Source organism: Pseudomonas sp. (assembly GCF_051660785.1).
GTDB lineage: Bacteria > Pseudomonadota > Gammaproteobacteria > Pseudomonadales > Pseudomonadaceae > Aquipseudomonas.
This window is the reverse complement of record NZ_JBOFQE010000038.1, coordinates 25,132-45,132: the sequence shown is the minus strand read 5'-3', so window position 1 is coordinate 45,132 and position 20,001 is coordinate 25,132. Positions and strand designations below refer to the sequence as shown.

General features: G+C 60.6%; 26 protein-coding genes. 19 read left to right on the top strand and 7 right to left on the bottom strand.

The window, feature by feature from the left end:
• Positions 1-143 precede the first annotated feature (143 nt).
• The 7 genes from gshB (at position 144) to ACRC4F_RS08630 (ending at position 6,164) form a co-directional block, all read left to right on the top strand.
• Entirely contained in the window at positions 144-1,097 is a 954-nt protein-coding gene (gshB, locus tag ACRC4F_RS08660) for a glutathione synthase (protein WP_438658925.1), read from the top strand.
• 77 nt (positions 1,098-1,174) lie between these two features.
• Complete coding sequence (locus tag ACRC4F_RS08655) at positions 1,175-2,074, top strand: energy transducer TonB (protein ID WP_438658924.1); 900 nt, start codon at positions 1,175-1,177, stop codon at positions 2,072-2,074.
• 192 nt (positions 2,075-2,266) lie between these two features.
• Positions 2,267-2,839, top strand: a complete 573-nt coding sequence (locus ACRC4F_RS08650) for a YqgE/AlgH family protein (RefSeq protein ID WP_438658923.1) — start codon at positions 2,267-2,269, stop codon at positions 2,837-2,839.
• On the top strand, positions 2,839-3,276 hold the full coding sequence (gene ruvX / locus ACRC4F_RS08645) for a Holliday junction resolvase RuvX (RefSeq protein WP_003195067.1): 438 nt from the start codon (positions 2,839-2,841) through the stop codon (positions 3,274-3,276). The genes ACRC4F_RS08650 and ruvX overlap by 1 nt, the downstream gene beginning before the upstream one ends.
• Positions 3,277-3,360: 84 nt before the next feature.
• On the top strand, positions 3,361-3,864 hold the full coding sequence (gene pyrR / locus ACRC4F_RS08640; RefSeq protein WP_438658922.1) for a bifunctional pyr operon transcriptional regulator/uracil phosphoribosyltransferase PyrR: 504 nt from the start codon (positions 3,361-3,363) through the stop codon (positions 3,862-3,864).
• A gap of 27 nt (positions 3,865-3,891) precedes the next feature.
• Positions 3,892-4,896, top strand: a complete 1,005-nt coding sequence (locus tag ACRC4F_RS08635; RefSeq protein WP_007897943.1) for an aspartate carbamoyltransferase catalytic subunit — start codon at positions 3,892-3,894, stop codon at positions 4,894-4,896.
• On the top strand, positions 4,893-6,164 hold the full coding sequence (locus ACRC4F_RS08630) for a dihydroorotase (RefSeq protein ID WP_438658921.1): 1,272 nt from the start codon (positions 4,893-4,895) through the stop codon (positions 6,162-6,164). Before ACRC4F_RS08635 ends, ACRC4F_RS08630 begins: the two co-directional genes overlap by 4 nt.
• 95 nt (positions 6,165-6,259) lie before the next feature.
• Here ACRC4F_RS08630 and ACRC4F_RS08625 read toward each other — a convergent pair whose 3' ends face one another.
• Positions 6,260-6,691 (bottom strand): NINE protein, encoded by a 432-nt coding sequence (locus ACRC4F_RS08625; protein ID WP_438658920.1) that lies wholly within the window; start codon positions 6,689-6,691, stop codon positions 6,260-6,262.
• A 249-nt stretch (positions 6,692-6,940) separates the two neighbouring features.
• Here ACRC4F_RS08625 and ACRC4F_RS08620 point away from each other — a divergent pair, with 249 nt between their 5' ends.
• The gene (locus ACRC4F_RS08620) at positions 6,941-7,558 is read left to right on the top strand and encodes a C40 family peptidase (RefSeq protein ID WP_438658919.1); all 618 of its coding nucleotides are present in this window, start codon (positions 6,941-6,943) and stop codon (positions 7,556-7,558) included.
• Positions 7,559-7,700: 142 nt separating this feature from the next.
• On the opposite strand, the gene ACRC4F_RS08615 is transcribed toward ACRC4F_RS08620, so the two are convergent.
• A complete protein-coding gene (locus ACRC4F_RS08615) occupies positions 7,701-8,735 on the bottom strand; it encodes a type IV pilus twitching motility protein PilT (protein ID WP_109635591.1) in 1,035 nt (344 codons plus the stop codon).
• A 57-nt stretch (positions 8,736-8,792) separates the two neighbouring features.
• Between ACRC4F_RS08615 and ACRC4F_RS08610 the strand changes: the two genes are divergently transcribed.
• From ACRC4F_RS08610 to ACRC4F_RS08565, 10 genes are all read left to right on the top strand, one after another.
• The gene (locus ACRC4F_RS08610; RefSeq protein WP_438658918.1) at positions 8,793-9,479 is read left to right on the top strand and encodes a YggS family pyridoxal phosphate-dependent enzyme; all 687 of its coding nucleotides are present in this window, start codon (positions 8,793-8,795) and stop codon (positions 9,477-9,479) included.
• A 34-nt stretch (positions 9,480-9,513) separates the two neighbouring features.
• Positions 9,514-10,332 carry a pyrroline-5-carboxylate reductase gene (gene proC, locus ACRC4F_RS08605; RefSeq protein WP_438658917.1) on the top strand — a complete coding sequence of 273 codons (819 nt, stop codon included), beginning with the start codon at positions 9,514-9,516 and terminating at the stop codon, positions 10,330-10,332.
• Between the two features lie 24 nt (positions 10,333-10,356).
• The gene (locus ACRC4F_RS08600; RefSeq protein ID WP_438658916.1) at positions 10,357-10,944 is read left to right on the top strand and encodes a YggT family protein; all 588 of its coding nucleotides are present in this window, start codon (positions 10,357-10,359) and stop codon (positions 10,942-10,944) included.
• Positions 10,944-11,240 (top strand): DUF167 domain-containing protein, encoded by a 297-nt coding sequence (locus ACRC4F_RS08595; protein WP_033060477.1) that lies wholly within the window; start codon positions 10,944-10,946, stop codon positions 11,238-11,240. Before ACRC4F_RS08600 ends, ACRC4F_RS08595 begins: the two co-directional genes overlap by 1 nt.
• 285 nt (positions 11,241-11,525) lie before the next feature.
• Positions 11,526-12,665, top strand: coding sequence for a homoserine O-succinyltransferase MetX (metX, locus tag ACRC4F_RS08590; RefSeq protein ID WP_438658915.1), 1,140 nt, complete (start codon positions 11,526-11,528; stop codon positions 12,663-12,665).
• 7 nt (positions 12,666-12,672) lie between these two features.
• Positions 12,673-13,293, top strand: coding sequence for a methionine biosynthesis protein MetW (gene metW, locus ACRC4F_RS08585; RefSeq protein ID WP_438658914.1), 621 nt, complete (start codon positions 12,673-12,675; stop codon positions 13,291-13,293).
• A 26-nt stretch (positions 13,294-13,319) separates the two neighbouring features.
• Positions 13,320-13,754 (top strand): DUF4426 domain-containing protein, encoded by a 435-nt coding sequence (locus ACRC4F_RS08580; RefSeq protein ID WP_438658913.1) that lies wholly within the window; start codon positions 13,320-13,322, stop codon positions 13,752-13,754.
• A complete protein-coding gene (gene rdgB, locus ACRC4F_RS08575) occupies positions 13,751-14,347 on the top strand; it encodes an RdgB/HAM1 family non-canonical purine NTP pyrophosphatase (RefSeq protein WP_438658912.1) in 597 nt (198 codons plus the stop codon). The genes ACRC4F_RS08580 and rdgB overlap by 4 nt, the downstream gene beginning before the upstream one ends.
• Entirely contained in the window at positions 14,344-15,549 is a 1,206-nt protein-coding gene (gene hemW, locus ACRC4F_RS08570) for a radical SAM family heme chaperone HemW (RefSeq protein ID WP_438658911.1), read from the top strand. The genes rdgB and hemW overlap by 4 nt, the downstream gene beginning before the upstream one ends.
• Before the next feature lie 22 nt (positions 15,550-15,571).
• On the top strand, positions 15,572-15,895 hold the full coding sequence (locus tag ACRC4F_RS08565) for a DUF3392 domain-containing protein (protein WP_131061120.1): 324 nt from the start codon (positions 15,572-15,574) through the stop codon (positions 15,893-15,895).
• A gap of 65 nt (positions 15,896-15,960) precedes the next feature.
• Here the strand turns inward: ACRC4F_RS08565 and trmB are convergent, their stop codons facing one another.
• The 4 genes from trmB to ACRC4F_RS08545 all read right to left on the bottom strand — a co-directional run bounded on the left by trmB (position 15,961) and on the right by ACRC4F_RS08545 (position 18,213).
• On the bottom strand, positions 15,961-16,686 hold the full coding sequence (gene trmB, locus ACRC4F_RS08560; protein WP_438658910.1) for a tRNA (guanosine(46)-N7)-methyltransferase TrmB: 726 nt from the start codon (positions 16,684-16,686) through the stop codon (positions 15,961-15,963).
• A gap of 9 nt (positions 16,687-16,695) precedes the next feature.
• Positions 16,696-17,490, bottom strand: coding sequence for a thiazole synthase (locus tag ACRC4F_RS08555; RefSeq protein ID WP_438658909.1), 795 nt, complete (start codon positions 17,488-17,490; stop codon positions 16,696-16,698).
• Between the two features lie 60 nt (positions 17,491-17,550).
• Entirely contained in the window at positions 17,551-17,751 is a 201-nt protein-coding gene (gene thiS, locus ACRC4F_RS08550; RefSeq protein ID WP_438658908.1) for a sulfur carrier protein ThiS, read from the bottom strand.
• Positions 17,752-17,841: 90 nt separating this feature from the next.
• On the bottom strand, positions 17,842-18,213 hold the full coding sequence (locus ACRC4F_RS08545; protein WP_438658907.1) for a DUF423 domain-containing protein: 372 nt from the start codon (positions 18,211-18,213) through the stop codon (positions 17,842-17,844).
• Between the two features lie 74 nt (positions 18,214-18,287).
• Here ACRC4F_RS08545 and mtgA point away from each other — a divergent pair, with 74 nt between their 5' ends.
• Entirely contained in the window at positions 18,288-19,010 is a 723-nt protein-coding gene (gene mtgA, locus ACRC4F_RS08540) for a monofunctional biosynthetic peptidoglycan transglycosylase (RefSeq protein ID WP_438658906.1), read from the top strand.
• A 125-nt stretch (positions 19,011-19,135) separates the two neighbouring features.
• On the opposite strand, the gene rpoH is transcribed toward mtgA, so the two are convergent.
• Positions 19,136-19,990, bottom strand: coding sequence for an RNA polymerase sigma factor RpoH (rpoH, locus tag ACRC4F_RS08535; protein WP_007897890.1), 855 nt, complete (start codon positions 19,988-19,990; stop codon positions 19,136-19,138).
• Positions 19,991-20,001: the final 11 nt, after the last annotated feature.

Sequence of the window (20,001 nt, the reverse complement as noted above, 5' to 3'; positions counted from 1 at the left end):
TGGCAGCCTTTTTAGCACAGTCTCTAAAACCAATCTATCGGGCGACGGGTGCAGTGGTTTTTCCTTGACCGGGAACACACTCAGCGCCACTCTGACGCCACTTTTTCAAAGCCGCTCCGGCCCCCAAATTCGAGGAAAAACCCATGAGCGTTCGCGTCGGGATTGTCATGGATCCTATTGCCAGCATCTCCTATAAAAAGGATAGCTCGCTGGCCATGCTGCTGGCCGCACAGAAGCGCGGCTGGGAACTGTTCTATATGGAACAGCGCGATTTGTATCAGGGCGAAGGCGAGGCCCGGGCGCGGATGCGTCCGTTGAAAGTCTTCGCCAACCCGGAAAAATGGTTTGAACTGGAAGCCGAGACCGACGCGCTGCTGAGCGATCTGGACGTGATCCTGATGCGCAAGGATCCGCCGTTCGACATGGAATTCGTCTACTCCACTTACCTGCTGGAACAAGCCGAGCGCGCGGGCGTGCTGGTGGTCAACAAGCCGCAAAGCCTGCGTGACTGCAACGAAAAGCTGTTTGCCACGCTGTTCCCGCAGTGCACACCGCCGACCGTGGTCAGCCGCCGCGCCGACGTTCTGCGTGAATTCGCCGCCAAACACGGCGACGTCATCCTCAAGCCGTTGGACGGCATGGGCGGCACCTCAATCTTCCGTCATCGTGCCGGTGATCCGAACCTGTCGGTGATTCTGGAAACCCTGACCGCGCTGGGCACCCAGCAGATCATGGGCCAGGCCTACCTGCCGGCGATCAAGGACGGCGACAAACGCATCCTGATGATCGACGGCGAACCGGTGGACTATTGCCTGGCGCGTATTCCTGCCGCGGGCGAAACCCGTGGCAACCTCGCCGCCGGTGGCCGTGGCGAAGCCCGTCCGCTGAGCGACAAGGATCGCTGGATCGCTGCCCAGGTCGGCCCGACCCTGCGTGAAAAAGGTCTGCTGTTCGTGGGACTGGACGTGATCGGCGAGCACCTGACGGAAATCAATGTCACCAGCCCGACCTGCATTCGCGAGATTGATAATGCGTTCGGCACCGACATTGGCGGGATGCTGATGGATGCCATCGATCAGAAGCTCAAGGCTCGTTGATATAGAACAGCCAAGACAGATCCAACATTGCGTTATCATGCGCGGCCTGTGAAAAACGCGATGTTGGTTTCCTTGTCATGACACTTCCGTCCGATCTGCCCGCTGAACTCGCCCACCGTGGCGTGCGCCCGGCCGATCGCCTCGGATTTACCCTTTTTCTCGCGGCGCTGATTCACCTGGCCTTGCTGTTGGGCGTCGGCTTCACGATGGTCGAACCCAAACAAATCAGCAAAACCCTGGAAATCACCCTCGCCACCTTCAAAAGCGAAAAGAAGCCGACGAAGGCTGATTTCCTCGCCCAGGAAAATCAGGAAGGCAGCGGCACCCTGGATAAAAAGGCTATTCCCAAGACCACCGAGGTCGCGCCGTTCCAGGACAATAAGGTGCAGAAAGTCACGCCACCGCCGGCTGCCAAGCCGCCAGTGCCGGAAGCAGCGCCCAAGGCTGCCGTGACCACCGTTGCGCCGAAGCCGAAAAAAGCCGCGGCCAAGAACGAAGAGGTCAAGCCACTGACCAAACCGGCGGTGGCGGCGCCGACATTCGACACCGAGCAACTGTCCAGCGACATCGCCAGCCTGGAAGCGGAACTGGCCAACGAACAACAGCTCTACGCCAAGCGGCCGCGCATCCACCGCCTGAGCGCTGCATCGACCATGAAAGACAAGGGCGCCTGGTATAAGGATGAGTGGCGCAAGAAGGTCGAGCGGATCGGCAACCTGAATTATCCCGACGAAGCGCGGCGCAAGCAGATCTACGGTAATTTGCGACTGATGGTCTCGATCAACCGCGATGGCTCGCTGTATGAAGTGCTCGTGCTGGAATCCTCCGGGCAACCGCTGCTGGACCAGGCGGCACAGCGGATTGTGCGACTGGCGGCACCGTTTTCACCGTTTACCGGGGATTTGTCGGACATCGACCGGCTGGAAATCATCCGCACCTGGAAATTTGCCCGCGGCGACCGCCTCTCCAGCAACTGACACCCCACAAATCCCCTGTGGGAGCGAGCCTGCTCGCGATAGCGGCATCACATTCAGCATCAAAGCGCCTGAAAGACCGCAATCGCTAGCAGGCTAGCTCCCACAGTCAATCTGTATTGTTGCTGGCATTTGCGGCAATTCCTGTTCATCCCCAGCTTGTCAGTTCGCCCCTCCAACGCCACACTAGCGCTCATGAAGAACGTCAGCCCCAGCTACCTCAAGCATCACTTCCTGATCGCCATGCCTCACATGGCCGACCCGAACTTTGCGCACACCTTGACCTACATCGTCGAGCACACCGCCAATGGTGCCATGGGGCTGGTGGTCAACCGGCCGCAAGACCTGAATCTGGCCGACATCCTCGAGCAATTGCGCCCCGACATCGAACCGCCCGTGCTCTGCCAGCATGTGCCGATCTTCATCGGCGGCCCGGTGCAGACTGATCGCGGTTTTGTCCTGCACCCTTCGGGCAAGACGTTTCAGGCGACCGTTGATCTGGAAGGCGACCTTTCCTTGTCTACTTCCCAGGATGTGCTGTTCGCCATCGCTGACGGCGTCGGCCCGGCGAAAAGCGTGATTGCCCTTGGATACGCCGGTTGGGAAGCCGGGCAGCTCGAAGCCGAACTGGCGCAGAACGCCTGGCTGACCTGTCCGTTCGACGCCGAGATCCTGTTTAACACCAGCAGCGAACTGCGCCTGGACGCGGCGGCCAAGCATCTCGGGGTCAATCTCAGCCTGCTGACCAGCCAGGCGGGCCACGCCTGATGGCCCTGCGACTGATTCTGGGCTTCGACTACGGCACCAAACAGATCGGCGTTGCGGTCGGCCAGGTAATCACCGGCCAGGCCCGCGAGCTGTGCACCTTGAAGGCGCAAAACGGTGTTCCCGACTGGAACCAGGTCGAAGCCCTCATTAAAGAGTGGAAGCCCGACGCTGTGGTCGTCGGCCTGCCCCTCAACATGGACGGCACGCCGAGCGACATGTGCCTGCGCGCGGAGAAATTCGCCCGCCGCCTCAACGGCCGCTACAACCTGCCCTTCTATACCCATGATGAACGCCTGACTACCTTTGAAGCCAAGGGTGAACGGCGTGATCGTGGCGGACAAAAGGGCAGCTACCGCGACAACCCGGTCGACGCCATCGCCGCGGCCCTGCTGCTGCAAGGCTGGCTCGATGAAAACACCGCATTGTTCGAATCCTGAAGAGCCGTAACAGGCGACTCTCTATAGCGACAATCCGAGCCATCACTCAAGCACCACCCGGCTCGGACCCAAGAAGGAGCAACCATGAGCCTGCCCAATCCCGCCGAACTGATCAGCCAGATGGCGACCCGTCTCAAGGCGCACCTGGAACACCGCGGCATCAGCGAACCGCGCTACATCGGCATTCGTACCGGTGGCGTCTGGGTCGCCCAGGCGTTGCTTGAAGAACTGGGCAGCGATTCGCCCCTCGGCACCCTGGACGTGTCCTTCTACCGCGACGACTTCAGCCAGAACGGCCTGCACCCGCAAGTGCGCCCGTCCGCCCTGCCGTTCGAAATCGAAGGCCAGCACCTGGTGTTGATCGACGACGTGCTGATGAGCGGTCGGACCATCCGCGCCGCCATGAATGAACTGTTCGACTACGGCCGCCCCGCCAGCGTGACGCTGGTGTGCCTGCTGGACCTGGACGCCGGCGAGCTGCCGATCCGCCCGAACGTGGTCGGCGCGACGCTGGAACTGGCTGCCCACGAACGGGTGAAGCTGTCCGGCCCGGAACTCAAGCTCGAACTGCAAGACCTCGCCCTTTAATCCGCCCTATTGAGAGTCCCCCTCGCGATGACGCCTCTAGAAACCAAGCGCCCGCTGCAGCTCAATGATCAGGGCCAGCTGCGACACTTCCTCTCGCTCGATGGTTTGCGCCGCGAGTTGCTGACGGAAATCCTCGACACCGCCGACTCGTTCCTCGAAGTCGGCGCCCGGGCGGTGAAGAAAGTCCCGTTGCTGCGCGGCAAGACCGTGTGCAACGTGTTCTTCGAGAACTCCACCCGCACCCGTACCACCTTCGAACTGGCGGCCCAGCGCCTGTCGGCCGACGTGATCACGCTGAACGTGTCGACATCGTCGGCGAGCAAGGGCGAAACCCTGCTCGACACCCTGCGCAACCTGGAAGCCATGGCCGCCGACATGTTCGTCGTGCGCCACGGTGATTCCGGCGCGGCACACTTCATCGCCGAGCATGTCTGCCCGCAAGTGGCGATCATCAACGGCGGCGACGGCCGTCACGCGCACCCGACCCAGGGCATGCTCGACATGCTGACGATTCGTCGGCACAAGGGCGGCTTCGAAAACCTCTCGGTGGCCATCGTCGGTGACATCCTGCACTCGCGGGTCGCGCGCTCGAACATGCTCGCGCTGAAAACCCTCGGCTGCCCGGACATCCGCGTCATCGCGCCGAAAACCCTGCTGCCGATCGGCATCGAGCAATACGGCGTGAAGGTTTACACCGACATGACCGAAGGCCTGAAAGACGTCGACGTGGTGATCATGCTGCGTCTGCAGCGTGAACGCATGACCGGTGGCCTGCTGCCGAGCGAGGGCGAGTTCTACCGCCTGTTCGGCCTGACCACTGCGCGCCTGGCCGGGGCCAAACCGGATTGCATCGTCATGCACCCGGGGCCGATCAACCGTGGGGTGGAGATTGAGTCGGCGGTGGCCGACGGCCCGCACTCGGTGATTCTCAACCAGGTCACCTACGGCATCGCGATTCGTATGGCCGTGTTGTCCATGGCCATGAGCGGGCAGACTGCGCAACGTCAATTCGAGCAGGAGAACGCCCAGTGAAGCTCAGCATTCTCGGCGCCCGTGTCATCGATCCAGCCACTGGCCTGGATAAAGTTACCGACATTCATATAGAAGCCTGCAAGATCATTGCCCTTGGCGCCGCCCCGGCTGGTTTTGTCGCCGTCGACACCCTAGACGCCAAAGGTTTGGTCGCCGCCCCTGGCCTGGTTGACCTGAACGTCGCCCTGCGCGAACCGGGTTACAGCCGCAAAGGCTCGATCGTCAGCGAAACCCGCGCCGCCGCGGCCGGTGGCGTGACCAGCCTGTGCTGCCCGCCGAAAACCAAGCCAGTGCTGGACACCTCGGCCGTGGCCGAGCTGATCCTCGACCGCGCCCGCGAAGCCGGCAACACCAAAGTCTTCCCGATCGGCGCCTTGAGCAAAGGGCTGGACGGCGAGCAACTAGCCGAACTGGTCGCCTTGCGCGATGCCGGCTGCGTGGCGTTCGGCAACGGTCTGGAGAGTTTCCGCAACACCCGCACGCTGTGCCGGGCGCTGGAATACGCGGCGACCTTCGACCTGACGGTGATTTTCAACTCTCAGGACCACGACCTGGCCGAAGGTGGCCTGGCCCACGAAGGCCCGACCGCGAGTTTCCTCGGCTTGCCGGGCATTCCGGAAACCGCTGAAACCGTGGCGCTGGCCCGGGACCTGCTGCTGGTCGAGCAAAGCGGCGTGCGTGCGCACTTCAGCCAGCTCACCAGCGCCCGCGGCGTGGCCCTGATCGCTCAGGCTCAGGCTCGCGGCCTGCCGGTGACCGCCGATGTGGCGTTGTATCAGCTGATCCTGACCGACGAAGCGCTGATCGACTTCAGCAGCCTCTATCACGTCCAGCCGCCGCTGCGCACCCGCGCCGACCGCGATGGCCTGCGTGAAGCGGTGAAGTCGGGCGTGGTATCGGCCATCTCCAGCCATCACCAGCCGCATGAGCGCGACGCCAAACTGGCGCCGTTTGGCGCGACCGAGCCGGGCATCAGCAGCGTTGAACTGCTGCTGCCGCTGGCGATGACGTTGGTGGAGGATGGGTTGCTGGATCTGCCGACGTTGTTGGCGCGCCTGAGCACCGGACCTGCCGAGGCGTTGCGTTTGCCGGCGGGCAAGCTGGCCGTAGGCGGGCCGGCGGACATCGTACTGTTTGATCCGACGGCTTCGACCGTGGCCGGTGAAACCTGGTTGTCCAAGGGCGAGAACTGCCCGTTTATTGGGCATAGCTTGCCGAGTGTGGTGCGTTACACCCTGGTGGATGGGCGGATTAGCCACCAGGCTTGAGACTGAGTTGTCCCAATCGCTAGCAGGGCTAGCTCCCACAGGGGATTTGTGTTGTTCACAGATCCTGTGTGGGAGCTAGCCCTGCTAGCGATGGCTTACCCGAAAGTGCCGCGATTTTGCGCGTTGCGAACCGATACCTGATCATTCAGCGTCCAGAAGTCATACAACACCCCCAGAAAAAACAACCCGCCCGTTACCAGGTACAGCAATCCGCTGATCCACTTCCCCTGATACATCCGGTGTACGCCGAATACCCCAAGAAACGTCAGCAGAATCCACGCGACGTTGTATTCGATAGGCCCGGCGGTGAAACGCAGGTCCGCTTCACGGTCCATGGCCGGAATCAGAAACACGTCGATCAGCCAGCCAATGCCCAGCAAACCCAAAGTGAAAAACCAGATCGTCCCGGTCACCGGCTTGCCGTAATAGAAGCGGTGAGCCCCGGTAAAACCAAAAATCCACAGCAGGTAGCCGATCACTTTGCTGTGCGTGTCTCGCTGCTGGCCAGCCTGTTGATAGGTGTTCATGAAGGACCTCGATTCACACGATAGATAAATATTCTTGAATTCTTTGTGACTTTTTTACAGGTTGCCGACGTATGGCAAATGTTAATGTCGGGTCCGCCAAAGCCTTATACCACCTGAGTTCTGTCCGACAATTGCGTCCATTTGCCGCTTATTTGGTTCCGTTGACTCCAAGTCGAATCGACCAACGGCCTCGGGAGGGCAAAAAAAGCTGTTATAAAGTTGCGCGCTAACCCATATGAGCCTTGCCTAATGCGTCCATTTTTCAAGACATGGCTAACCATTTGCCTTTTGATGCCACTGGCCGCCCACGCCACCAATCGTGAGCAACGTCTTCCAAACGTTAATGGTTACACCCAGAAATCCCATGTTTCTGCTCCTTCAAGCAAAAACAAGAAATCCGAAAAACGTGCTCCACAGCTGGTCAGCAAAAGCAGCCTTGTTCCGCCGATGGCGACCAAGGAAAGCAGCAACGTGCTGAGTCGTGCCGTCAACGTCCTCGGTACTCCTTACCGTTGGGGCGGCAGCAGCCCAAGTAAAGGGTTCGATTGCAGCGGCCTGGTGAAATACGCGTTCAACGACGCCACGTTTGACCTGCCACGCACGTCCAATGCGATGGCCAGTGGTCATGGCGAGAAAGTCGATCGCAAGGATCTGAAGCCGGGCGACCTGATTTTCTTCAACATCAAGAGCCGTCGGGTCAACCACGTCGCCATCTACCTGGGTAACGACCGCTTTATCCACGCACCGCGTCGTGGCAAGTCGGTGACCATCGACACCTTGAAGAAACCGTACTGGGAAAGCCACTACGTGGTTGCCAAACGGGTTCTGCCGAAAGAGAAGAACGCCATTCAGGTTGTTCAGCGCTGATTTGAAATCCCGGGTCTGATCCGGGATTTTTTTTGATCATAATGCCGCCATCGCGAGCAGGCTCGCTCCCACATTGGAATGCATACCCCTGTGGGAGCGAGCCTGCTCGCGATGGCGTCTATGAAAGCGCTAAAAATCCCCCTCAGAAGTTATCCGGTGACCGCGCCTTCTCCCGCGCATGCTCCCGGCTGATCAAACCCTTGGTCACCAGGTCCTTCAAGCACATATCCAGCGTCTGCATCCCCAGGTTGCCCCCGGTCTGAATCGACGAGTACATCTGTGCGACCTTGTCTTCGCGGATCAGGTTACGAATCGCCGACGTGCCGAGCATGATCTCGTGCGCCGCAATCCTCCCGCCGCCGATCTTCTTGATCAGTGTCTGCGACACCACCGCCAGCAACGACTCGGACAGCATCGACCGCACCATCGACTTCTCATCCCCTGGAAACACGTCCACCACCCGGTCAATGGTTTTCGCTGCAGATGTGGTGTGCAGCGTGCCGAACACCAGGTGACCGGTCTCGGCGGCGGTCAACGCCAGGCGGATGGTCTCCAGATCGCGCATCTCCCCTACCAGAATCACGTCCGGGTCTTCCCGCAGCGCCGAGCGCAGGGCTGTGGCGAAACTGCGGGTATCGCGATGGACTTCACGCTGGTTGATCAGGCATTTGCGCGATTCGTGGACGAACTCGATCGGGTCTTCGATGGTGAGAATGTGATGATGGCGATGGTTGTTCAGGTAATCAATCATCGCCGCCAGGGTGGTGGACTTGCCGGAACCGGTGGGGCCCGTCACCAGCACCAGGCCGCGAGGGGCCTCGGTGATCTTGCGAAACACCTCGCCCATGCCGAGGTCGTCCATGCTCAGGACCTTCGACGGAATGGTCCGGAATACTGCGCCCGCACCGCGATTCTGGTTGAAGGCATTGACCCGGAAACGCGCTACTCCGGGAACCTCAAAGGAAAAATCAGTTTCCAGGTGTTTCTCGAAGTCCACCCGCTGGGTGTCGTTCATGATGTCGTAGATCAGCTCATGCACCTGTTTGTGGTCCAGGGCCGGCAGGTTGATGCGCCGCACATCGCCATCAACGCGAATCATCGGTGGCAGGCCGGCAGACAGATGCAGGTCGGACGCGCCCTGTTTCGCGCTGAAGGCCAGCAGCTCAGTGATATCCATAGCGCTCCTCAATTCCAGTAGAATGCCGCCAACCTCAAAACCGCTGGCGCCTCTTGAATGTCCACGATAGCAGACAACATTATTCAGGTTAGTTCGCGCATCCGTGCCGCCGCCCTCGCCGCCCACCGCGACGAACACAGCGTTCAATTGCTGGCGGTGAGCAAGACCAAGCCTGCCGAGGCCGTGCGCGAAGCGTATGCCGCAGGCGTGCGCGATTTTGGCGAGAATTACTTGCAGGAAGCCTTGGGCAAACAGCTCGAATTGGCCGACCTGCCCTTGATCTGGCACTTCATCGGCCCCATTCAATCGAACAAGACTCGTGCTATCGCCGAGCACTTCGCCTGGGTGCATTCCGTGGATCGCCTGAAAATCGCACAACGCCTGTCCGAACAACGTCCTGCCGATCTGCCTCCCTTGAACATCTGCATCCAGGTCAACGTCAGCGGTGAAGCGAGCAAATCCGGCTGCACCCCGGCCGACTTGCCAGCCCTGGCCAAAGCCATCAGCGAACTGCCGCGCATCAAGCTGCGCGGGTTGATGGCGATCCCTGAGCCGACTGAAGATCGCGCCGCCCAGGACGCCGCTTTTGCCGCCGTGCAAAGCCTGCAAGCCAGCCTGAACCTGCCGCTCGACACACTTTCCATGGGCATGAGCCACGACCTCGAGTCGGCCATCGCCATGGGCGCCACATGGGTCCGTATCGGTACGGCCCTGTTTGGTGCCCGCGACTACAGTCAGCCATGAACCGTGGCTACGCACCTCTCTATAAGGACCTGACATGAGCAAGACTCGTATTGCCTTTATCGGTGCCGGAAACATGGCCGCCAGCCTGATCGGCGGCCTGCGTGCCAAAGGTCTGGACGCCGCACAGATCCGCGCCAGCGACCCGGGCGCAGAAACCCGCGCCAAAGTGCAGGCCGAACACGGCATTGAAGTTTTCGCCGATAACGCCGATGCCATTCAAGGCGCGGACGTGGTCGTGCTGGCGGTCAAACCCCAGGCGATGAAAGCCGTGTGCGAAGCGATTCGCCCAAGCCTGAAGCCGAATCAACTGGTGGTTTCGATTGCGGCGGGCATCACCTGCGCCAGCATGAACAACTGGCTCGGCGCCCAGCCGATCGTGCGCTGCATGCCCAACACTCCGGCGCTGCTGCGTCAGGGCGTGAGTGGTCTGTTTGCTACGGCCGAAGTAAACGCAGAACAACGCCAGCAGGCTGAAGAGTTGTTGTCGGCCGTCGGCATTGCCCTGTGGCTGAACGAAGAGCAGCAACTGGATGCGGTCACCGCCGTTTCCGGCTCGGGCCCGGCGTACTTCTTCTTGCTGATCGAAGCCATGACCGCCGCCGGCGTGAAGCTCGGTCTGCCAGCGGACATCGCCGCCCAACTGACGGTGCAAACCGCGCTGGGCGCCGCACACATGGCCGTGGCCAGCGATGTCGACGCCGCAGAATTGCGTCGTCGCGTGACCTCGCCTGCAGGCACCACGGAAGCGGCAATCAAATCGTTCCAGGCCGGCGGCTTCGAAGCGCTGGTAGAAAAAGCACTCGGCGCCGCTGCGCACCGCTCGGCCGAGATGGCTGAGCAACTTGGCCGCTAATCAGCCCTTACAAAGGAATAAATGATGCTTGGACTCAATGACGCTGCCATTTTCATAATTAAAACCCTGGGCAGCCTGTACCTGCTGATCGTATTGATGCGCTTCATCCTGCAACTGGTTCGGGCGAACTTTTACAACCCGCTCTGCCAGTTCATCGTGAAAGCCACTCAACCGCTGCTCAAGCCGCTGCGCCGGGTCATCCCGAGCATGTTCGGGCTGGACATGTCGTCACTGGTACTGGCGCTGATCATCCAGATGCTGCTGATTGCGGTGATCCTGCTGCTCAAAGGCTTCATGGTCGACTGGCTGTTCCTGGTGCCGTGGGCCCTGATCGCCCTCTTCTCGCTGTTTTTGAATATTATTTTCTGGGCGATGATCATCAGCGTGATTCTGTCCTGGGTCGCCCCGGGCAGCCACAACCCGGGCGCGGAACTGGTCGCGCAGATTACTGAACCGGTACTCGCCCCGTTCCGCCGGATCATTCCAAACCTGGGCGGCCTCGATATCTCGCCGATCTTCGCGTTTATCGTGATCCAGTTGCTGCAAAGCTGGCTGATCCCGCGCCTCGCGTACTTTGCCCTCATGCCGCAGGGGCTGCTCGGCCTGATCTGATGAGCTACTTTCGCTGGGACGGTGATGACCTGATTCTGGAGTGTCACCTGCAACCGGCGGCCCGCAGCGATGATTTCTGCGGGCTGCACGGTGATCGACTGAAGATCCGCCTGACCGCACCGCCGGTTGAAGGCAAGGCCAATGCGTATCTGATGGCGTTCCTGGCGAAGGCGTTTGGGGTTTCCAAGAGTCAGGTGAGTTTGATTAGTGGGGAGTTGAATCGGCAAAAGCGGGTGCGGATTTGCTCGCCGAAAAAGTTGCCGGATTTGCCGGGTTTGGTGCAGCGTTCGCTTTGATTGGGTGTCGCTTCAAAGCCACCCCTCACCCCAGCCCTCTCCCCATAGGGGAGAGGGGAAAGGGAGCAGATCACTGTCGTTTTCAAAACCTGAGTTCACCTCGGTATTTCAGGTCGATGCAGCGCCAAGAACAACTCGGTCAGTCCCCTCGCCCCTTTGGGGAGAGGGTTAGGGTGAGGGGCTGATCCCCAGCCGATCACCTATTTCCCCAACACCCCGCCCTTTGCTTGCCGCTAACCCCACCGGTCTTTAGACTTACGCCTCATTTCAACGAGAGCAGGGTCGATGCCAACTGCCTTTCCCGCCGATTCTGTTGGTCTGGTGACGCCGCAAGTGGCGCACTTCAGTGAACCCCTGGCCCTGGCCTGTGGCCGTTCGCTCCCAGCGTATGACCTCATTTACGAAACCTACGGCACGCTGAACGCCACGGCGAGCAACGCCGTGCTGATCTGCCATGCCTTGTCGGGTCACCATCACGCTGCCGGCTTCCACAGCCCCGACGACCGCAAACCCGGTTGGTGGGACAGCTGCATCGGCCCCGGCAAGCCGATCGATACCAACAAGTTCTTCGTGGTCAGCCTGAACAACCTCGGCGGCTGCAACGGCTCCACCGGCCCGAGCAGCGTCAACCCGGAGACCGGCAAGCCCTTCGGCGCCGACTTCCCGGTGCTGACCGTGGAAGACTGGGTGCACAGCCAGGCGCGCCTGGCCGACCTGCTCGGCATCCGCCAATGGGCGGCCGTGATCGGCGGCAGTCTCGGCGGCATGCAGGCGATGCAGTGGAGCATCACCTACCCCGAGCGCATTCGGCACTGCCTGGCCATCGCCTCGGCCCCCAAGCTGTCGGCGCAGAACATCGCCTTCAACGAAGTGGCGCGCCAGGCGATCCTCACCGACCCCGAATTCCACGGCGGTTCGTTCCAGGAAGCGGGCGTGATCCCCAAGCGCGGCTTGATGCTGGCGCGGATGGTCGGGCACATCACTTACCTGTCCGATGACTCGATGGGTGAGAAATTCGGCCGGGGACTGAAGAGCGAAAAGCTCAACTACGACTTCCACAGCGTCGAGTTCCAGGTCGAAAGCTACCTGCGTTATCAGGGCGAAGAATTCTCCGGGCGTTTCGACGCCAACACGTATCTGCTGATGACCAAGGCGCTGGACTACTTCGACCCGGCCGCCAACTTCGACGACGACCTGGCGAAAACCTTCGCCAATGCCCAGGCCAAGTTCTGCGTGATGTCTTTCACCACCGACTGGCGCTTCTCCCCTGCCCGCTCGCGGGAACTGGTGGACGCGCTGATGGCGGCCAGGAAAGACGTCTGCTACCTCGAGATCGACGCTCCGCAAGGCCATGACGCCTTCCTGATTCCGATCCCGCGTTACTTGCAGGCCTTCAGCAATTACATGAACCGTATTTCGCTTTGAGGAACACATGAGAGCCGATCTGGAAATCATCCAGGAATGGATCCCCGCGGGCAGCCGCGTGCTCGACCTCGGTTGCGGCGACGGCGAGCTGCTGACCTGGCTGCGCGATAACAAGCAAGTGACCGGCTATGGCCTGGAAAACGACCCGGACAACATCGCCGAGTGCGTGGCCAAGGGCATCAACGTCATCGAGCAAGACCTGGACAAGGGCCTGGGCAACTTCGCGAGCAACAGCTTCGACATCGTGGTCATGACTCAGGCGCTGCAAGCCGTGCATTACCCGGACAAGATCCTCGACGAAATGCTGCGGGTCGGGCGTCAATGCATCATCACCTTCCCCAACTTCGGTCACTGGCGCTGCCGCTGGTATCTGGCGAGCAAGGGCCGGATGCCAGTCTCCGAGTTCCTGCCGTACACCTGGTACAACACGCCGAACATCCACTTCTGCACCTTCGAAGACTTTGAAGCGTTGTGCCGCGAACGTGAAGCGAAGGTCATTGATCGGCTTGCCGTGGATCAACAGCACCGTCACGGGTGGGCCAGTAAGCTATGGCCTAATCTATTAGGTGAAATCGGTATTTACCGCGTCAGCAGCCCCGGGTTGCAGGATCACAGAATCGCGGTCTGAACCACGACATTCCAAGGAGAACGATCATGGGTCGTCTAGCGTTGTTTGTACTCACTGCCTGCCTGAGCGTGACAGCCATGGCCGCCGACGTCATCAAAGGTGACCGTCAGGAAAAATTCGGCGACGTGACGGTGCACTACAACACCTTCAACTCCACTTTCCTGACACCCGACATCGCCAAAGCCGCGGAACTCACCCGTAGCAAGAATCAAGGCGTGATCAACGTTTCGGTGATCAAGGAAGGCAAACCGCTGATGGCTCAAGTCAGTGGAACGGTCAAAGACCTGACCAGCCAAAGCGTGCCGCTGAAATTCAAACAGATCACCGAGCAAGGCGCGATCTACTACATCGCCCAGTTCCCGGTCGATCAGCAGGAAATCCGCACCTTCGAGATCAAGGTGCAGAGCGGCGATAAAACCAACACCATCAATTTCAACCAAGAGCTTTTCCCCGGCGAATGATCAACTTCACGCAACTCGTACTGGCCAGCCACAACGCCGGCAAACTCAAGGAACTCCAGGCCATGCTCGGCGATTCGGTGCAACTGCGCTCGATCGGCGAATTCAGCATCGTCGAGCCTGAAGAAACCGGCCTGTCGTTCGTCGAGAACGCCATCCTCAAGGCCCGCAATGCCGCGCGCATCTCCGGCCTGCCGGCGCTGGCCGACGATTCCGGGCTGGCGGTGGATTTCCTTGGCGGTGCGCCGGGGATCTACTCGGCTCGTTACGCCGATGGCAAAGGCGATGCGGCGAACAACGCCAAACTGCTCGATGCTATGAAGGACGTGCCGGAAGCCGAGCGCGGCGCGCAATTCGTTTGTGTGCTGGCGCTGGTGCGTCATGCTGACGATCCGTTGCCGATCCTCTGCGAAGGCCTGTGGCACGGACGAATCCTGCACGCCGCCAGCGGCGAACACGGGTTTGGCTACGACCCGCTGTTCTGGGTGCCATCGCGTGATTGCTCCAGCGCCGAGCTGAGCCCGAGCGACAAGAACCTCATCAGCCACCGCGCCCGTGCAATGGATCTGCTGCGCCAGCGTCTGGGCTTGAAATGACTCACGACTCATCCGCGTCACCGCTGATTTTCGGCGGTGCCGCACCATCGCCCCGGGCTGCGCTCCCAACGTTGCCGCCCCTGGCGTTGTACATCCACATCCCGTGGTGTGTGCGCAAATGCCCTTATTGCGACTTCAACTCCCACACCGCCAGCCCCGTGCTGCCGGAAGAGGAGTACGTCGACGCGTTGCTGGCTGATCTCGATCAGGATTTACACGCGGTCTACGGTCGCGAGTTGAGCTCGATCTTCTTTGGAGGCGGCACGCCGAGCCTGTTCAGCGCCGAATCCCTGGGCCGGTTGCTCAAAGGTGTCGAACAGCGCATTCCGTTTGCCAGCGACATCGAAATCACCCTGGAAGCCAATCCCGGGACATTCGAGCAGGAGAAATTCCTCGCCTACCGCGCGCTGGGCATCAATCGCCTGTCGATCGGCATCCAGAGCTTCCAGGAAGAAAAACTCAAGGCGCTGGGGCGGATTCACAACGGCGACGAAGCGGTGCGTGCCGCCGGCATGGCGCGTCAGGCCGGGTTCGATAACTTCAACCTGGACTTGATGCACGGTTTGCCGGATCAGTCGCTGGATGATGCGTTGAGCGACCTGCGCCAAGCCATCGCCCTGAAACCGACGCATGTTTCGTGGTATCAGCTGACGCTGGAGCCGAACACAGTGTTCTGGAACCAGCCGCCGACACTGCCGGAAGACGACACGTTGTGGGACATTCAGGAGGCCGGCCAGGCGCTGCTCGCCGAACACGGTTACTCGCAATATGAAGTCTCGGCGTATGCGCAACCCGGCCGCCCGGCGCGGCATAACCTCAATTATTGGAGTTTCGGCGACTTCATCGGCATCGGCGCCGGCGCCCATGGCAAGCTCAGTCATCCGGACGGGCGCATCGTGCGCACCTGGAAGACTCGCCTGCCGAAGGATTACCTGAACCCGGCGAAAAGCTTCAAGGCCGGCGAGAAAGCGCTGACCAACGAAGAGCTGCCGTTCGAGTTCCTGATGAATGCCTTGCGCCTGACCGAGGGCGTCGAGTCGCGGCTGTACCCGGAACGCACCGGGCTGAGCCTGGAAAGCCTCGCCGAAGGCCGCCGGGAAGCCGAACAAAGCGGCCTGTTGCAGGTCGAACCGTCACGTCTGGCGGCGACCGATCGCGGACAGCTGTTTCTCAATGACTTGCTGCAAACATTTCTGAGCTGATTTCAGCCTTAGGGGAAAACGAATGGATTTGATACTCGACCTGCTCGCCACCGTGTCCCGCTGGAGCCGCAGCAATCTGTCGGAAATCTCACTGGCGCTGGTGGGCTGCCTGCTGGTGCTGTTCGGCGCGGACATCAAAGGCTGGGTCGACCAGCGCCTTGGCAGCATCGCCGGCGCCTTGCGCGTGCCGTTGCTAGCGCTGGTGTGCATGATCGGGAGCGGTGTGGCACTGATCTACGCCACGCCGTGGATCATCAAGGGCCTGAGCCAGTTCAACAACTACAGCCTGGCGCCGGTGTTGTTGGTGGTGCTGGTGTTGATCGGCGTGGTCGCCGACCGCCGCTGATTCCCGGACACAAAAAAACCTGTGGGAGCCAGCAGGCTGGCTCCCACAGGTTTACAGCGTAGGGTTCAGGACTGTTTTTCGAACTTCAGGTCCCATACGCCATGCCCAAGACGTTCGCCGCGGCGTTCGAACTTGGTGATCGGGCGCTCGGCCGGACGCGGGACGCATTTGCCGTCTTCGGCCAGGTTGCGATAACCCGGTGCGACGTTCATCACTTCCAGCATGTACTCGGCGTACGGCTCCCAATCGGTGGCCATGTGCAGCACACCGCCGACCTTCAACTTGCTGCGCACCAGCTCAGCGAACGACGCCTGAACGATACGGCGCTTGTGGTGACGGCTCTTGTGCCACGGGTCCGGGAAAAACAGCATCAGGCGATCGAGGCTGTTGTCGGCCACGCAGCGGTTAAGCACTTCGATCGCGTCGCAATCGTAGACCCGCAGGTTAGTCAGGCCCTGAGTCAGCACGCCATTGAGCAGCGCGCCCACACCCGGATGGTGAACTTCCACGCCAATGAAATCCTGTTCCGGCGAAGCTGCGGCCATTTCCAGCAGCGAATGGCCCATGCCGAAACCGATTTCCAGCGAACGCGGTGCCGAGCGACCGAACACTTGGTCGAAGTCCACCGGCGCGTCGGCCAGCGGCAGGACGAACAGCGGCGTGCCCTGCTCCAGGCCTTTTTGCTGGCCTTCAGTCATGCGCCCGGCGCGCATCACGAAACTCTTGATGCGGCGGTGTTGGCGCTCGTCGCCTTCTTCCGGCTGGATAGGCGTGTCGTTTGATTCAGTCATCAATGGCTCTTACTTGATCAGACCATCCAGCGGCGAGGAGGCGCTGGCATAGAGTTTTTTTGGCATGCGGCCGGCGAGGTAGGCCAGGCGGCCCGCAACGATGGCGTGTTTCATGGCTTCGGCCATCATGACCGGCTGTTGGGCGTGGGCGATGGCCGAGTTCATCAGCACCGCTTCGCAACCCAGTTCCATGGCGATGGTGGCATCGGAAGCGGTGCCGACACCGGCATCCACCAGCACCGGGATCTTGGCTTCTTCGAGGATGATCTGCAGGTTGTACGGGTTGCAGATCCCCAGGCCCGTGCCGATCAGACCGGCCAGCGGCATGACCGCGATAACACCAATTTCCGCCAGTTGACGGGCGATGATCGGGTCATCGCTGGTGTACACCATCACGTCGAAACCTTCCTTGACCAGCACTTCGGCGGCCTTGAGGGTTTCGATCACGTTAGGGAACAGGGTTTTCTGATCCGCCAGCACTTCCAGCTTCACCAGGTTGTGACCGTCGAGCAGCTCACGGGCCAGGCGGCAGGTGCGCACGGCCTCGATGGCGTCGAAGCAACCGGCGGTGTTCGGCAGGAAGGTGTAGCGATCCGGCGACAGGACTTCGAGCAGGTTCGGTTCGCCGGGGTTCTGGCCGAGGTTGGTACGGCGCACGGCGAAGGTGACGATCTCGGCACCCGAGGCTTCGATGGCCAGGCGGGTTTCTTCCATGTCACGGTACTTGCCGGTGCCTACCAGCAAACGCGACTGGTAAGTACGACCGGCCAGGACGAAGGGCTTGTCGTTACGAACGATGCTCATGGGAAATCCTCTGTAGGGGTGAGGTTCTTGCAGAATTCTGTGCCCTTGCGGGCCGGGCGACTAGCCGCCGCCGATGGCGTGTACCACTTCGACGGAATCGCCGTCGTTCAACGCGGTGTCTGCGTGCTGGCTGCGCGGGACGATATCCAGATTGAGTTCGACCGCCACCCGGCGTCCGGTCAGATCCAGACGGGTCAGCAGGGCCGCAACGGTTTCACCGTCGGGCAGTTCAAGGGATTCGCCGTTCAACTGAATGCGCATGCCGAATGCCGCCATCATTTTTAGGGGCTGGCATTCTAGCCCGATCAGTCTTGGCGACCCAAGCCATTCGTCATGAAATGGACCGCCCGGTCAGCTCAACCGCCAGGCGGCAAGCCCCAGGCAGAACCAGCCGATCAGAAAAGCCAGGCCGCCGAAGGGTGTGACGATCCCGAGCTTGCTGACGCCGGTCAGGGTCAGCAGGTACAGACTGCCGGAAAACAGCAGGATGCCGATGGCAAACGAGGCACCGGCCCAGGTGACAAGGCGTCCCGGAATCTGCGTGGCCAACAGCGCCACGCCCAGCAGCGCCAAGGTGTGCACCAGCTGATAAGTGACGCCGGTGTGGAAAATCGCCAGGTACTCGGGTGTCAGACGGTTTTTCAAGCCGTGGGCGGCGAACGCACCAAGGGCAACGCTAGTGAATCCGAAGAAAGCGGCCAGCATCAGAAAGCCACGCAGCATGAAGAACTCCAGTCAGACTCGATCAACAGGGTCTGTATAATGGCCCGCTCAACGGGTTCGGCCAAGCCATCTCTATGCTGCGTATATATTTGCGACGATTCACAAAGGCCCTGCTCTGGTTCGCGGGCGGCAGCGTATTGCTGGTTCTGATTTTTCGCGTGGTGCCACCACCGGGGACAGCGTTGATGGTCGAGCGCAAGGTCGAATCCTGGTTCGACGGCGAACCCATCGACCTGCAACGCACCTGGAAACCCTGGGATGAAATCTCTGACGATTTGAAAGTCGCCGTGATCGCAGGCGAGGATCAGAAATTCCCGGAGCATTGGGGTTTTGACCTGGGCGCGATCCGCGCCGCACTGGCTCACAACGAACTGGGCGGTTCGGTTCGCGGCGCCAGTACCCTGAGCCAGCAAGTGTCGAAGAACCTGTTTTTGTGGTCTGGGCGCAGCTGGCTGCGCAAAGGCCTGGAAGCCTGGTTCACCGGTTTGATCGAGGTGCTCTGGCCCAAGCAGCGGATTCTTGAGGTGTACCTGAACAGTGTCGAATGGGATGACGGAGTGTTTGGCGCGGAAGCGGCGGCCCGGCATCACTTTGGTGTTAGCGCTAAAGGTCTGAGTCGCCAGCAATCGAGCCTGCTGGCCGCCGTATTGCCGAACCCGCGGGTTTGGAGTGCAAGTCATCCGACCAATTACGTTGCACGGCGGGCCGGGTGGATTCGACAGCAGATGAGTCAGCTCGGAGGCGACAGCTACCTTGCAGGACTCAACGATTCACGCCGGGCGCCGTGGGCTCAGTAACACTGATGATCCCCCTGTGGGAGTGAGCCTGCTCGCGCCCACAGGGGCCAAGGTGCTGCAGAAACGGGTACAAACAAAAACGCCCCGATCAATGATCGGGGCGTTTTTTATTGCCGGTCCGCAGGTTATGCGGCGATCGACAACTTGAGCTTGTTCATCGCGCTCTTTTCAAGCTGACGAATACGCTCGGCCGACACGTTGTACTTCTGCGCCAGGTCGTGCAACGTGGCTTTTTCTTCCGCCAGCCAGCGCTGGTAGAGGATGTCACGGCTGCGGTCGTCCAGCACTTCCAGCGCTTCGTGCAGGTTGTGGTTGGAGTTGTCGCTCCAGTCGGCATCTTCCAGTTGACGGGCCGGGTCGTACCGGTGGTCTTCCAGATAATTGGCCGGCGACTGGAAAGCGCTGTCGTCGTCCGCTTCCGCAGCCGGGTCGAAGGCCATGTCATGGCCGGTCAGGCGACTTTCCATCTCGCGCACTTCCCGCGGCTCTACGCCGAGGCTTTCCGCCACACGGTGGACTTCCTCGTTGTTCAGCCACGCCAGGCGTTTCTTCTGGCTGCGCAGGTTGAAGAACAGCTTGCGCTGGGCCTTGGTGGTCGCGACTTTCACAATGCGCCAGTTGCGCAGGATGAACTCGTGAATTTCCGCCTTGATCCAGTGCACCGCGAACGAAACCAGACGCACACCCATTTCCGGGTTGAAGCGCTTAACCGCCTTCATCAGGCCGACGTTGCCTTCCTGGATCAGGTCAGCCTGAGCCAGGCCGTAGCCGGAATAGCTACGGGCGATATGTACAACAAAACGCAGGTGGGCGAGCACCATCTGCCGAGCCGCCCCCAAATCCTGCTCATAATAGAGACTCTCGGCCAGTTCACGCTCCTGCTCCGGAGTCAGCAATGGAATGCTGTTCACGGTGTGCACATAGGCCTCCAGGTTCGCACCCGGGACCAGAGCATATGCAGGTTGCAAAGAATTGGTCATACGAAAAAACC